This is a genomic window from Erythrobacter sp. JK5 (assembly GCF_018205975.1).
In the GTDB taxonomy this organism is placed as follows: domain Bacteria; phylum Pseudomonadota; class Alphaproteobacteria; order Sphingomonadales; family Sphingomonadaceae; genus Erythrobacter.
Map to the genome: position 1 here is coordinate 818304 of NZ_CP073577.1, position 13892 is coordinate 832195.

The following is a 13892-nucleotide window of genomic DNA, read 5'->3' on the forward strand; positions in this document are numbered from 1 at the left end:
CTTCACGACGGGTTGCCGGATGCAACTTGCACCGCTTAAGACAAGGCTATGACGGCGCAAGGGATGAGGGGCGAGCGTTTGCTGAGCGGCGGGGAACGGTTCGCGCCTGTTCCCGGCCGGTTGGCGCGGCTGATCGCCCCGGGTTTTGCAAAGATCCTCGACCGCATCGATGCGGGCCTGGAGAAGGGATCGCTGATCGGGCATCTGCCCGACGGAACCACGCGCATGCTTGGCGGACGGGCGCCCGGATTCGAAGCCGAGGTGTGCCTGCACGACTGGCGCGCCCTGCTGCGCCTCGCGGTCAACGGCTCGATCGGGTGGTACCAGGCCTACGAGGCGGGCGAGTGGGATTCGGACGATCTCGTCAGCGTGTTCGCGGTGATGGGCGCCAATGCGGCTTCGCTGGGCAGCGCGGCGCGCAGCTCGGGCCCCTACCGATGGGCGGCATCGCTGGCGCATCGTTTCAACCGCAATTCGAAATCGGGCGCCCAGCGCAACATCGCGGCGCATTACGACCTCGGCAACGATTTCTACGCGGCGTGGCTCGATTCCAGCATGACCTATTCGAGCGCGCTCGATTGGGGCGAGGACGGGATCGAGGCGGCGCAGCAGCGCAAGCTCGCGAGCCTCGCGGCCAGATTGGGCGATCCCGCGACCGTGCTCGAAATCGGCTGCGGCTGGGGGGCTTTGGCCGATCGGCTGGCGAAGCAGGGTGCCAGGGTGACGGCTATCAGCCTGTCGGACGAGCAACTCGACTATGCGCGGTCGCATCGCGACCCGACGATCGATTTCCGCAAGCAGGATTATCGCGATGTCGCCGGGCAGTTCGACGCGATCGCCAGCGTCGAAATGGTCGAGGCGCTGGGGCGCGAGTACTGGCCGGCCTTCATGGACTGCCTGGCGCGCAACCTGAAGCCGGGCGGCCGCGCCGCAATCCAGTATATCTCGATCGCCGACGACCTGTTCGAGGTCTATGCCGGCGCGGCAGACTTCATTCAGGCCTATATCTTCCCCGGGGGATTGCTGATCCGGGCGAGCGAATTTCGCAGGCTGGCATCCCGGCGCGGCCTGAGCTGGGACGACGAGACCAGCTTTGGCGCGGACTATGCCGAAACGCTCCGCGCATGGCGCGCACGCTTCGACGAGGCGGTGCAAGGCGGACGCCTGCCGGACGGTTTCGACCACCGCTTCGTGCGGCTGTGGCGGTACTACCTCGCCTATTGCGAGGGCGGCTTCCGCGCCGGCAATATCGATGTGCACCAGGTCACGCTGGTGAAGGGATAACGAATGGGAGAACCCAGCATGACACTTCGCCGCATCACCTTCGCTGCGCTCGGCGCGCTTGCGCTCGCGGGCTGCTCGGCCGGCTATGCTGGCGCGGACGCGGGCGCTGCGCCGGTGGCGCTCGCTCCCGTCGCATTGCAGCAGCCGCCTGCGCGCGACCCGGCGGAGCTGCAGGTGCTGTTCTGGGACGATGCCAAGCGCTCGGCGCGGTTTCGCGACATGGAAAGCTGGTTCGCCGGTCACGAGGTGCCCGCAGCAACCCGAGAGCGGGTGTTGCAGCCCGGCGAACCGCTTCCCGACGAGCTGGCCGCGGAGCTTCGCGCGCTCATGCAGGAAACCAACGCGGCGGGCCTGATGGTGGTGCAGGATGGCCGGGTGCGGTTCGAGGAGTACCGGCTCGGCCTCGGTCCGTCGGATCGCTGGACCAGCTTTTCGGTCGCCAAGAGCTTCACCTCGACCCTGCTCGGCGCGGCGATCGCCGATGGCTTTATCGGCGGCCTCGAAGATCCGGTGACGCAGTATATTCCGGGACTTGCGGGCTCGGCCTATGATGGCGTCACGGTCGGCCAGATCGCCACCATGACCAGCGGGGTCGCGTGGAACGAGGACTACACCGATCCGAACAGCGACGTGGCGCAGATGAACCGCTTTGTCGTCGAATACGGCCCCGATGCGATCGTCGAGCAGATGAAGACGCTGAAGCGCGAAGCCGAGCCGGGCGAGAAGTGGGTCTACAAGACCGGCGAAACCAACCTCATCGGCGTGGTGGTGGAAAATGCGGTGGGCCTGTCACTCGCCGAATACGCGCAGCAGAAGATCGTCGAACCGGCGGGCTTCGCCGGGCCGATGTTCTGGATGACCGATCCGCGCGGCGGGAATATTGGCGGCTGCTGCCTGTCGCTGAGGCTCGCCGATTACGCGCGGATGGGCCAGTTTGCGCTGGAAGGCGGCGAAGGCGTGGTTCCGCAGAACTGGTTTGCCGATGCCGGCGCGCCGCAGGTCGATTTCAGGAATGGCGGGTTCGGATACGGTTACCAGTGGTGGACCTATCCGGGCGGCAATTTCGGCGCGCAGGGCATATTCGGGCAGGCGATCACCATCGTTCCCGAAAAGCAGCTGGTGGTGGCCGTGGTGAGCAACTGGCCGACTGCAACCAGCAGCGCGAACCGCGAGCGGACCCGCGCCGTCGTCAACAGGATCGCACAGGCTGCGGAGGTCACGCCCGCAGTGGTCAAGTAGGAGGGGCGGGGGCGTCCCCCTCCTGCCCGTACTCAAATGGCGGTGCGGGTCACGCCCAGATTGCTGTAGCGCTGCAGGATGTTGTCATGGATGATCGGGCTCAGCACTTCGCTGAGTTCGCATTGCACGATCGAATTTTCCCACCGAACAACTTCGGCTTCGAGCGGGTCGAGATCGGGAAGCGAGAGCCAGCAGACCTGTCCCTCGTGCATGCGGTTCATCGATGAGGCGGAGAAATCCAGGATCGAGAGATCGCGCACAACGGTCTGGAAGTCACGACCGCCCTTGGCCCGAAGCGTAGCCGGGATCGAGAGCTTGGTGTTCGGGCTGCCTGCGGCCGACATCTGCTCAGATCGCCGTGCGGATCACGCCATTGTTGTTATAGCGCTGCAGGATATTGTCGTGGACGATCGGGCTCAGCAGCTCGCTGAACGCGCATCCGACGATGCAATTGTCCCACCACACCACTTCGCCCTGGAGCGATTCGAGCCCCGGCAGCGACAGCCAGCAAACCTGGCCTTCGTGCATCCGGTTGATCGACGAGGCGGAGAAGCCCGAAATCGACAGGTCGTGCACCACGCTCTGGAAAGCGCGGCCACCCGATGCCCGCAGCGTTGCGGGGATCGAAAGCTTGGTGCGCGGCCCGCAGCGGTCTTCCTGCGCTGCGATCTGGTAACTGTCGTTGTTGTTCGGCATTGGAAGAATCCCTGTCCAATCAGCGTTGGTCTCTGGCCGGTTGGTCACAGGGGACAATGCGCCAACAGGCTTGCGAGCCGATTGAATTTTGCGGTTAACACCCGTGAAAGGCTGAATTTCGTCGAAAAAAGCGCTCAGTCCACCCGTTCGCGGTGTCCGGTGGGGAAGTCCTCGACCAGCAGTTCGACGATTCGCGCCGCGACTTGCTCTGGCGATTTGACCGACTGCGGGTTTTCGCCCGGATAGGCGCGGGCGCGCATGTCGGTCCGGGTCGCGCCCGGATCGACGATGGCGATGCGCACCGGGCTGAGCTTTTCGACCTCGGCCCGTAGGTTTCGAGGATGTTGTCGAACGCGGCCTTGGTCGATCCGTAGGCGCCCCAGAAGGCGCGCGGCGACGCGCCGACGCTGCTGGTGAGGCCGATCACGCGGCCCGCCCCGGCCTTGCGCAGCAGCGGGTCGAATCCCGCGATCAGCGCCTGCGTCGCGACCACGTTGGTGAGCAGTGCCTGGTTGAACTGTTTCGGATCGACTTGCGAAATCGGTGTGAGCTCCGGCAGGTAGGCTGCTGATATGCAGAGAATATCGAGCGTATCCCAGCGCCCTGCGATCGCCGCCGCGAGACGGGTCACCGCATCGGCTTCGGTCAGGTCGAGCGGGGCGATGGTCGAGCTGCCGCCGGACGCGTGGATCGCGTCCTCGACCGCTTCGAGCGCCTTGACCTTGCGTGCCACCAGGATGACGTGCGCGCCCGCCTCGGCCAGTGCCTGCGCGGTGGCGGCGCCGATCCCGCGGCTGGCGCCGGTAACGAGCGCGGTGCGCCCGGAAAGCGGTTTGGATTCGGTCATCGGATTGTCTCAGGCAGCCTTGGGGTCCGCGAAAGGCAGCTGCGCGTCCTTCTGTTCGGTCATCGAAAGGTCGGTGAGCGAGGTGGGGTAGTCGCCGGTAAAGCAGGCATCGCAGAACTGCGGGCAAGCCTTGTCGCGCCCCCTGGATCCGACCGCGCGGTACAGCCCGTCGATCGAGATGAAAGCGAGGCTGTCGGCCTTGATGAACTCGCGCATCGGCTCGAGCTCCATCTGCGCCGCCAGCAATTTGGAGCGTTCGGGCGTATCGACGCCGTAGAAGCAGCTATGCGCCGTCGGCGGGCTGGCGACGCGGAAATGGACTTCGCTCGCGCCCGCTTCGCGCATCATCTCGACGATTTTCGAGCTGGTGGTGCCGCGCACGATCGAATCGTCGATCAGCACGATCCGCTTGCCCGCGACAAGGCCGCGATTGGCGTTGTGCTTGCGCTTGACCCCCGCGTGGCGCGCGGTGTCGGAAGGCTGGATGAAGGTGCGCCCGACATAGTGCGAACGGATGATGCCGAGCTCGAAGGGAAGCCCCGATTGCTGGGCGTAACCGATCGCGGCAGGCACGCCGCTGTCGGGGACGGGGACGATCAGGTCCGCCTCGCACGGCGATTCGATCGCCAGCTGTGCGCCGATCGCCTTGCGCGCCTCGTAGACGCTGTGCCCGGCGAAGAAGCTGTCGGGACGGCTGAAATAGACGTGTTCGAAGATGCACGGGCGCGGATTGGCCTTGCCGAAGGGGTGGACGCTTTTGATCTCGCCCGCGAAATCCACCTGCAGCATCTCGCCCGGCTCGACTTCGCGGATCAATTCCGCCCCGATCACGTCGAACGCGACGCTTTCGCTCGCAAACAGGATCGCATCGCCCATCCGGCCCATCACCAGCGGGCGAATGCCGAGCGGGTCGCGGCAGGCGATCATTCCGTCGGGTGTCATGACGATCAGGGCATAGGCCCCCTCGACTAGACGCAGCGCATCGACGAGGCGATCGGCGATGGTCGGATAGCGCGAGGTCGCAACCAGGTGGATGATGACTTCGGTGTCGGACGTCGACTGGAAGATCGATCCCTTTCCGACCAGGTCCGCGCGCAGCGACTTTGCGTTCGAAATGTTGCCGTTGTGCGCGACCGCAAAGCCGCCGCTGGCAAGCTCGGCATACAGCGGCTGCACATTGCGCAGCCCCGATCCGCCGGTGGTTGAGTAGCGCACATGTCCGGCGGCCATGGTGCCGGGCAATTCGCCGATTGCCTCGGAAGAGGAGAAATTCTCGGCCACATGGCCAAGCCCGCGGCGGGAATAGAATTCCGTGCCGTCGAAGCTGGTGATCCCGGCGGCTTCCTGTCCGCGATGCTGGAGCGCGTGCAGGCCCAGCGCGGTCGCGGCAGAGGCATCGGCGGCGTTGATCGCACCGAAAACCCCGCATTCCTCGCGCAGCTTGTCGCCGTCGAGATCGAGAAAGGGGTGCGTGAAATTCCGCGGCGGTGAGTGTGCTGCCGTACTTGACATCGCCAATGTTGTCCGCTGCGCTACTCCGACCGGTGCCGCGTCAATGGCGATGTTGCGGATCAATTACAAGGCTGCACGCAGTGCAATCGCCGCCTTTCTGCAGGCCCCGCGCCGATCGCTTACGCACAGCGGCAGGGGCGATGCGGATTGCGGGGAGCGAAAGCTCCGCCTACAGCCGGGGTTCATCCGAGACCACTCAAGCACTTACCCGTCACAATGCTCACACCTTTCGAACGCATGATCGCCAAGCGCTACCTCTGGCCGGGCAAGGGGGAGGCATTCATTGCGCTTGTCGCCGGGATTTCGGTGGGCGTGGTGATGCTGAGCGTCGCCATGCTGGTCGTGGTGATGAGCGTGATGAACGGGTTTCGCGGCGAAATGCTCGACAAGTTCGCCGGGCTCAACGGGCACGCTGTGGTGCAGGCCTATGGCGGCAAGCTCGATAACTGGGAAAGCGTGCTGCAACAGGTGCGCGAGACCGACGGCGTGACCGAGGCGTCTCCGTTGATCGAGCAGCCGCTGCTGGCGAGCTTCAACGGCCGCACCGTGGCGATCTATGTGCGCGGCAACACCGAAGAGGATATCGGCGAGCTTCAGCCGCAATTGCTGTTCGGCGACCTATCGCGGCTCCAGCCGGGCGCGGGCCAGATCGCGATCGGTTCGCGGCTTGCTGCGAATATCGGCGCGCGGGTCGGCGACACGATCACGATCATCAATCCGCAGGGGCGCGCGACGCCGTTCGGCACCTCGATCCGGCAGGTCGGCTACGAAGTCGCGGCGATCTTCGAAATCGGGCTGTACGATTTCGACGAAACCTTCGTCATCATGCCGATCGAGGATGCGCAGACGCTGCTGCTGCTGGGCGACACGGTCGGGTTGATCGAGGTCAAGGTCACCGATCCCGACAATGTCGGCGAGATTCTCGGCTCGGTCGCGCAATCGCTGACGGGCCGGGCGCAGATCGCCGACTGGAAGACCATCAATTCAACCCTGTTCGAAGCGCTGGAAGTGGAACGGGTGGCGATGTTCTTCGTGTTGAGTTTCATGGTGCTGGTGGCGACATTCAATATCCTTTCGAGCCTGGTCATGCTGGTGCGCGCCAAGACCCGCGACATCGCGATCATGCGAACGATGGGCGCGACGCGGCGGAGTCTGGTGAAGATCTTTGTCACCACCGGCACGACCGTCGGTGCGATCGGCACGTTCGCCGGGCTGATTTTCGGTTTCATCGTGCTCTATTTCCGCAATCCCATCGTCGACGGGATCGCATGGGCGACAGGCGTGCAGATATGGGACCCGCAGGTGCGTTTCCTCACGTCGCTGCCCTCGCGGGTCGATCCGTGGGAAATCCTCGGCATCGTCGCGCTGGCGCTTGGCCTCAGCTTTCTCGCGACGCTCTATCCCGCGCTCAAGGCCGCGAGCACCGATCCGGTGCAGGTGCTGCGCTATGAATGAGGGTACGCCGATCGTGGCGCTGCGCGGGCTCAAGCGCAGCTTCGAGCAGGGCGGGCAGCGCATCGACGTGCTGCGCGGCATCGATCTCGACATCATGCCGGGCGAGATCGTGGCGCTGCTGGGGCCATCGGGTTCGGGCAAGTCGACGATGCTGCAGGCGGTCGGCCTGCTGGAGGGCGGCTTCGAAGGGTCGATCGCAATCGGGGGAGAACGCGCCGAGAGCTTGCCTGCTGACCAGCGCACCCGGCTGCGGCGCGAGCATCTGGGGTTCGTTTACCAGTTCCACCATCTGCTGCCCGATTTCGACGCGACCGAAAACGTGGTGATGCCGCAGATGATCGCCGGCACCCCCCGCGATGCGGCGAAAGAGCGCGCGACCGGCCTGCTGTCCGAACTCGGCCTCGGGCATCGCCTCACGCACCGCCCGAGCCAGCTTTCGGGCGGGGAACAACAGCGCGTCGCCGTGGCGCGCGCGCTCGCCAACCGGCCGACACTCGTCCTGGCGGACGAACCGACCGGCAATCTCGACGAGCACACCTCCGACGCGGTGCTCGGCCAGTTCCTTGAGCTGGTGCGCGGCGAAGGCAGCGCAGCACTGGTGGCGACCCATAACGAGCGCCTGGCCAAGCGGATGGATCGTGTGGTGCGCCTGCACGAAGGCGTGCTAGAATAGCCGCAGCCGTCGCCGGTTTCGCTTCTCGTGACGGTGGAAGGAGGCTTGCATCATGACTGATCATCCAAGCACATTCAGAGGCGGGCTCGACCGGGACGGAGGGATCGACTGGGACGACCGTGCCTCGCTGCATCGTTCGGACAGCGCAGGCATGGCCGAAAGCGCAGGCGCGCTGCGGCGCGGGAGCTTTTCCGAGATGATCCGCCACCTGGCCAGGCTGCCCGAGCAGGAACGCGAAAAGTACGTCATCGAGAAAGCGGGTGACAGACGTTACTCCGCTGCGGAAGCGGCAGCCCTCGCCTTGCGCGACGATTTTCCTGCGGAGGCTGAGCAACGCTGTTCCCGTGATGCGGCGGCCTGATCCTGATGGCCGTTGGGCGAATTGCAGTTGGTCTGCTCGTAATCGGCACTAGTGCGCGTTCCTGAACAGGGGATGAGAGCATGCAGCAACCATTGATACCGATCCTACTTTCGCTTCAGGGCGTTCCCTCCGTCCCTCCACCACCAGCACCGCCGCCGCCATGCGCGAGCGAAGGCCACGCCGGGTTCGATTTCTGGGTAGGCGAGTGGGAGGTCTATCCCAACGGGCGCGATACCAAGGTTGCGGAGAGCCGGATCGAACGGAAACACAACGGCTGTGCCGTGATCGAAAACTGGATGCCGCTCAGCGGGCAGGGCGGCACCAGCCTCAATCACTACGATGCTGCAACCGGGCAGTGGCATCAGAAATGGGTCGGCTCCGCGCCCGGTGCGGTCGAGTTCGTCGGGGGCACCACGGAGCGCGGAATGGTGCTGACCGGCAACTGGCCAAGCCCGCAGGCGCCCCATACGCTGGTGCGGATGACCTACACGACAAGAGATGACGGAAGCGTCCGCCAGTTCGGTGAAGCCTCGACGGACCATGGGGTTTCGTGGCAAGCGTCGTTCGACTTCATCTATCGTCCCAGACAGGAATCCACCGAATGACCACGATCGCAGATTTCACCGTCACCACCAATCGCGGCGAGGAGCTCGACCTTGCAACCAAGAAGGGCAAGGTGCTGCTGGTAGTCAACACCGCGAGCAAATGCGGCTTCACCCCGCAATACGACGGGCTGGAGAAGCTCTACCAGCAGTTCAAGGACGAAGATTTCGAGGTGCTCGGCTTTCCCTGCAACCAGTTCGGGGCACAGGAACCGGGCTCGGCGGACGAGATCGCGGAGTTCTGCAAGGTCAATTTCGGCGTGACCTTTCCGCTGATGGAGAAGGTCGACGTCAACGGGCCGGAGGCATCGCCGCTGTTCGACTGGATGAAGTCGGAGAAGAAGGGCCTGATGGGCTCGACCTCGATCAAGTGGAACTTCACCAAGTTCCTGATCGACCGCGAGGGCAATGTCGTAAAGCGCTACGGCCCGCAGGATACGCCCGCGAGCATCGCGAAAGACATCAAGAAGCTGATCTGAAGCCGGGCTATGTCCAGTGCCAGCGCAGCGGCTTCGTCCGCTCGCGCGTCAGCAGGCCCTTGGCTTCGAGATCGAGCTGCACCGTTTTCGCCCACCACCCGCTGGTCTTCCCATCAGGGAACAGGGTCTCGTCGAGATGGGGCAGCACCGCCTCGCGCGTCTGATCCTGCGTGAGGCCCGGAGATGATCGCGGCAGCGCCTGATCGAATTCGGCGCGCATGTTTGCATACTTGGCCGCGTTCACCCGGCTTGTGCGGCCCGGCGTATTGACGTTTTCGACCTCGATCATCTCCGCGTCGCCCATATTCCTATTCCTCCTCCTCGACCGGCACCTGAATCGACATTTCCTCGCCATCGACATTGATCGTCGCTCGCCCGGTTTCGCTGTCGATCTGGATCGTCGTATCGCCCGAAGAATAGCCGTCTCCGGCCATGTTGGGCATCTGCGCCGGACCGGTAATCGCCGCCGCGATCATGCCGATGACGATATTGGCGACTATCGCCACGACCACCGTGACCACCGTGTATCCGGTCGCCTTGTCCTGCGGCACGTCCATCATCGGGCTGGCGCCCTTGTAGAACAGGTACAGGCTGTACAGGCCAAGCAGGCCGAGGATCGAGAGCGCCGGCACAATGCCGAAAATCCCGACGATCCACGCTGCGGTCATCGAATAGGCGGCGAGCCGGAACGCGCTCGAAAAATCGTCTTTCCCGCCGAATTTGGGGCTCAGGAAATTGGCCACCCAGGCGATCAGCCACAAGCTTGCGAGCGTCAGGACATAAGCCGTGATCGCCTGCGACAGTCCACCCAGAAAAGTAGGCTTCCAGCTGATTCCGAACATGCCATACCCGAACAGCTGGCCGCCGATAAAGGAGGCTATCGGACCGATCGCCGCCAGCGGCACCGCATACCGCAGGAACACCTGCATCGGCGCATCGGTTTCCTTGGCGATAACCGGCCATGTTTCGGCTGGCTTGAGCGTCACCGCCTTGGCGCGGTTGAACAGGCCCTCTGCCCGTTCCTGTAACTCTTGATTGCTGTCCATACTGGATCCCCCACGACGTGATCAAAAGGCATTTAGTTTACGGACGACCCACTGCATCATATCACATTTTCGTTTTCCCCAATGTCCCCATGTGGACAGTTGGATTCCGGCGTGGCGACGAGCATATTGCGCCGATGCCATTCGCTCCCTTCGTTCCGCTGCGCGTTCTGTCCTCGTATTCGATGCTCGAAGGGGCGATCGATCCCAAGGCGATCGCGAAACTGGCGAAGGAACGCGGTTTTCCCGCAATCGCGATCTGCGACCGCAACGGGCTTTACGGGGCGGTCATGTTCGCCAATGCCTGCAAGAGCGAGGGCGTGCAGCCGATCATCGGGACGCTGCTGGGCGTTGCACGCGATGCCGAGGGTAAGCAGGTCGATTACCTGCCGCTCTTCGCGCAGGACGAGACGGGGTACGACAATCTCTGCCACCTCGTTTCCAAGGCCCACCTCGACCGCCCGCTGGAGCTTGATCCGCATGTGGGCCTCGGTGATCTTGAGGGCCGCACGGATGGGCTGATCGCGCTGAGCGGCGCAGGCGAGGGGGCGCTCACCCGCTTGCTGGCCGAGGGCCAGTCGCCCGCTGCCGAGTCTTTGTGCAAACGGCTTCAGGCGCTGTTTCCGGATCGGCTTTATGTCGAGCTTGCGCGCGACGGCGATGCGGTGTGCGAACGCGCCGAGGACGCGCTGATCGAGCTGGCCTATGGCCGCGACCTGCCCTTGGTTGCGACGAACCCCGCGAATTTCGCCGAACCGCACATGCACAAGGCGCATGACGCGATGCTGTGCATTGCGGGATCGACCTATATCGAGAACGAGGACCGCGAGCGCTCCAACGCCCAGCGCTTCGTCAAGTCGGCGAGCATGATGGATGAGCTGTTCGTCGACGTGCCCGAGGCGATCGCGAACAGCCTCGTCATCGCGCAACGCTGCGCCTACGCGCCGCCATATCGTGATCCGATCCTGCCGAGCCTTGCGGGCGACCTCGAAGGCGAGGCCAAGATGCTGGCCGAGCAATCTAGGGCGGGGCTGGAAGCGCGGCTCGAACCCTATGGCGAGATGTCGGAGGAGGACCGAAAGACCTATTTCGACCGGCTCGATTACGAGATCGAGATCATCGTCAACATGGGGTTCCCCGGCTACTTCCTGATCGTCGCCGACTTCATCCAGTGGGCCAAGGATCAGGGCATCCCGGTCGGGCCGGGGCGCGGATCGGGTGCGGGTTCGATCGTCGCCTGGGCGCTGACCATCACCGATCTCGATCCGATCAGGCTCGGCCTGCTGTTCGAGCGCTTCCTCAACCCCGAGCGCGTGTCGATGCCCGACTTCGATATCGACTTCTGCGAAACCCGGCGCGGCGAAGTGATCCGCTACGTCCAGCAGAAGTACGGCGCGGATCACGTCGCGCAGATCATCACCTTCGGCAAGATGAAGGCGCGCGCGGTGCTGCGCGATTGCGGACGCATCCTCCAGATGAGCTACGGCCAGGTCGATCGCCTCTGCAAGATGATACCCAACCATCCGACCGATCCGTGGACGCTGCCACGCGCGCTCAACGGCGCGGCCGATTTCAAGCGCGAATACGACAACGACAACGAGGTGAAGCGGCTGGTCGATCTGGCGATGGAGCTTGAGGGCCTGCCCCGCAACTCGTCGACCCACGCGGCGGGCGTGGTGATCGGCGACCGACCGCTGTCACAACTGGTGCCGCTGTACCGCGATCCGCGTTCCGACATGCCGGTGACGCAGTACGACATGAAGAATGTCGAAAGCTCGGGCCTCGTGAAATTCGACTTCCTTGGCCTCAAGACGCTGTCGGTGCTGCGCAAGGCGGTCGACTTGCTCGAATTGCGCGGAATCGCAATCGATCTCGGCACGCTGCCGCTCGACGATACCGCCGTCTACGACCTGATGCAGGGCGGTAACACGGTCGGGGTGTTCCAGCTGGAATCCGAAGGCATGCGGCGGACGCTGAAGGCGGTTAAGCCCAGCAATTTCGGCGACATCATCGCGCTCGTCTCGCTCTATCGACCCGGCCCGATGGACAACATTCCACTGTTCGGCCAGCGCAAGGCGGGCGAGGTTGCGATCGAATACCCGCATCCCAAGCTCGAAGGGATCCTCGCCGAAACCTACGGCATCTTCGTCTATCAGGAACAGGTGATGCAGGCGGCGCAGATCCTCGCCGGATACTCGCTGGGCGATGCCGACCTGCTCCGCCGCGCGATGGGCAAGAAGGTGCAGGCCGAGATGGACGCGCAGCGCCAGCGCTTCGTCGATGGCTGCAAGGAAGTGTCGGGCATCGAGGCCAAGCAGGCCAACGAGCTGTTCGACTTGATCGACAAGTTCGCCGGTTACGGCTTCAACAAGTCGCACGCCGCCGCCTACGCGCTGCTCGCCTACCAGACGGCCTGGATGAAGGCGCATTATCCGGAAGAATTCTACGCCGCTTCGATGTGCTTCGACCTGCATCAGTCGGAAAAGCTCAGCGCCTTCGTCGACGATGCGCGGCGTTACCCGGTTGAGGGCGGAATCGCAGTGCTGCCGCCCGACATCAACCAGTCCGAAGCGCGTTTCAGCGTGGAACAGACCGATCACGGCTACGCCGTGCGCTATGCGCTCGCGGGGATCCGCAACGTCGGCGAAAAGGCGATGGAGGCAATCGTCGCAGAGCGGGCGGCGAGCGGCCGGTTCGACAGCCTCCAGGACTTCTTCGAGCGCCTGCCGCAAGGCTCGATGAACCGCCGCCAGTTGGAAGGCCTGATCTGCGCAGGCGCGCTCGACGGCCTCGAACCCAACCGTGCGCTGCTGTTCGAGAATGCCGACATGCTGCTCGCAGTGGCCGATGCGGCGATGCGCGAGCGTTCGAGCGGGCAGGGCGGATTGTTCGGCGGCGAGGATGCGGCGGAAGACGATTTGCCGCTCAAACCAACGGAGCCGTGGTCGCGCACCGATCAGATGGCGAAGGAGCGCGAGAACTTCGGGTTCTATTTCTCCGCGCACCCGGTTCAGCAATATCGCGAAGTCGCCTCGGCGCAGGGCGCGCGGACCTATCAGAGCCTGATGGAAGCGGGAGCGCCGGCGGGCGGGCGCGGACATGCGGTGATTGCCGTAATGGTCGAAGGCGTGAACAAGGCCCGCACGCGCAAGGGCTCCGAATTCGTGCGAGCGGATTTCTCGGACAGCTCCGGACAATTCTCCGCCGCCTGTTTCGAGGAAGCGCTGGTTCCGCAGTTCGAGCGCTGGGCCGCCGAGGGCGCGTGCCTGCTGCTCAATGTGGAGCTTGATTCGCCCAATCCGGGCGAACCGCCGCGCCTGACGGTGCGCGGGGCCAAGCTGCTCGAGGCGGTGAGCGGGCGCATGCCGATGGTGCTGCGCGCCGATATTCTGAACGAACCGGCACTGCGTGATCTCAAGCTGGAGCTTTCCACCGGTGACGAGGCGCCCGGCGAAGTGATCGTTCGCCTGGCGCTGGCCGACGGCGGCGAAGCCCATATGCGGCTCGGGCGCAACTTCGTTCTCGACGGAGACCTTGCCGAACGGCTTGCCGCGATCGCCGGGATCGAGAACGTCGAGCTCGCTCCGCTGCGACGCCGGGCGGACCTGAAGCTGGTCGCCTGAACGCGGTCGCAGCTTCTCGAAGCGATTGCCAAGGCCGACCCGCATCGGCATGAAAGCTGGCGATAAACACGCGCAACA

At 64.3% G+C, this 13892-nt stretch carries 13 protein-coding genes and 1 pseudogene; 8 read left to right on the top strand and 6 right to left on the bottom strand.

The genetic code is table 11. The annotated features are described in order from the left end of the window. Positions 1-63: 63 nt before the first annotated feature. Positions 64-1284, top strand: a complete 1221-nt coding sequence (locus KDC96_RS03975) for a cyclopropane-fatty-acyl-phospholipid synthase family protein (protein WP_249171914.1) — start codon at positions 64-66, stop codon at positions 1282-1284. An 18-nt stretch (positions 1285-1302) separates the two neighbouring features. Then, positions 1303-2523, top strand: coding sequence for a serine hydrolase (locus KDC96_RS03980; protein WP_212450881.1), 1221 nt, complete (start codon positions 1303-1305; stop codon positions 2521-2523). Positions 2524-2555: 32 nt separating this feature from the next. Here the strand turns inward: KDC96_RS03980 and KDC96_RS03985 are convergent, their stop codons facing one another. The 4 genes and pseudogenes from KDC96_RS03985 to purF form a co-directional block, all read right to left on the bottom strand. Further along, positions 2556-2867: a PilZ domain-containing protein gene (locus KDC96_RS03985; RefSeq protein WP_212450882.1), complete on the bottom strand. Its 312-nt coding sequence runs from the start codon at positions 2865-2867 to the stop codon at positions 2556-2558. Between the two features lie 4 nt (positions 2868-2871). Further along, positions 2872-3219, bottom strand: a complete 348-nt coding sequence (locus KDC96_RS03990; RefSeq protein WP_212450883.1) for a PilZ domain-containing protein — start codon at positions 3217-3219, stop codon at positions 2872-2874. Positions 3220-3353: 134 nt separating this feature from the next. Next, positions 3354-4066: pseudogene (locus KDC96_RS03995) on the bottom strand (SDR family NAD(P)-dependent oxidoreductase). Between the two features lie 9 nt (positions 4067-4075). After that, the gene (gene purF, locus KDC96_RS04000; RefSeq protein WP_212450885.1) at positions 4076-5578 is read right to left on the bottom strand and encodes an amidophosphoribosyltransferase; all 1503 of its coding nucleotides are present in this window, start codon (positions 5576-5578) and stop codon (positions 4076-4078) included. Between the two features lie 216 nt (positions 5579-5794). Here purF and KDC96_RS04005 point away from each other — a divergent pair, with 216 nt between their 5' ends. The 5 genes from KDC96_RS04005 (at position 5795) to KDC96_RS04025 (ending at position 9148) form a co-directional block, all read left to right on the top strand. After that, complete coding sequence (locus KDC96_RS04005) at positions 5795-7033, top strand: lipoprotein-releasing ABC transporter permease subunit (RefSeq protein WP_212450886.1); 1239 nt, start codon at positions 5795-5797, stop codon at positions 7031-7033. Continuing rightward, the gene (locus KDC96_RS04010) at positions 7026-7706 is read left to right on the top strand and encodes an ABC transporter ATP-binding protein (RefSeq protein ID WP_212450888.1); all 681 of its coding nucleotides are present in this window, start codon (positions 7026-7028) and stop codon (positions 7704-7706) included. The genes KDC96_RS04005 and KDC96_RS04010 overlap by 8 nt, the downstream gene beginning before the upstream one ends. 52 nt (positions 7707-7758) lie before the next feature. After that, positions 7759-8067 (top strand): hypothetical protein, encoded by a 309-nt coding sequence (locus KDC96_RS04015; protein ID WP_212450890.1) that lies wholly within the window; start codon positions 7759-7761, stop codon positions 8065-8067. Positions 8068-8147: 80 nt separating this feature from the next. After that, positions 8148-8672 (top strand): hypothetical protein, encoded by a 525-nt coding sequence (locus KDC96_RS04020; RefSeq protein WP_212450892.1) that lies wholly within the window; start codon positions 8148-8150, stop codon positions 8670-8672. Beyond that, positions 8669-9148, top strand: coding sequence for a glutathione peroxidase (locus KDC96_RS04025; RefSeq protein WP_212450894.1), 480 nt, complete (start codon positions 8669-8671; stop codon positions 9146-9148). The genes KDC96_RS04020 and KDC96_RS04025 overlap by 4 nt, the downstream gene beginning before the upstream one ends. Before the next feature lie 7 nt (positions 9149-9155). Here KDC96_RS04025 and KDC96_RS04030 read toward each other — a convergent pair whose 3' ends face one another. Beyond that, positions 9156-9452: a hypothetical protein gene (locus tag KDC96_RS04030; protein WP_212450896.1), complete on the bottom strand. Its 297-nt coding sequence runs from the start codon at positions 9450-9452 to the stop codon at positions 9156-9158. Positions 9453-9456: 4 nt separating this feature from the next. Continuing rightward, positions 9457-10194 carry a Yip1 family protein gene (locus KDC96_RS04035; protein WP_212450898.1) on the bottom strand — a complete coding sequence of 246 codons (738 nt, stop codon included), beginning with the start codon at positions 10192-10194 and terminating at the stop codon, positions 9457-9459. Positions 10195-10328: 134 nt separating this feature from the next. On the opposite strand from KDC96_RS04035, the gene dnaE reads away from it, so the two are divergent. After that, positions 10329-13814: a DNA polymerase III subunit alpha gene (gene dnaE, locus KDC96_RS04040; protein WP_212450900.1), complete on the top strand. Its 3486-nt coding sequence runs from the start codon at positions 10329-10331 to the stop codon at positions 13812-13814. Positions 13815-13892: the final 78 nt, after the last annotated feature.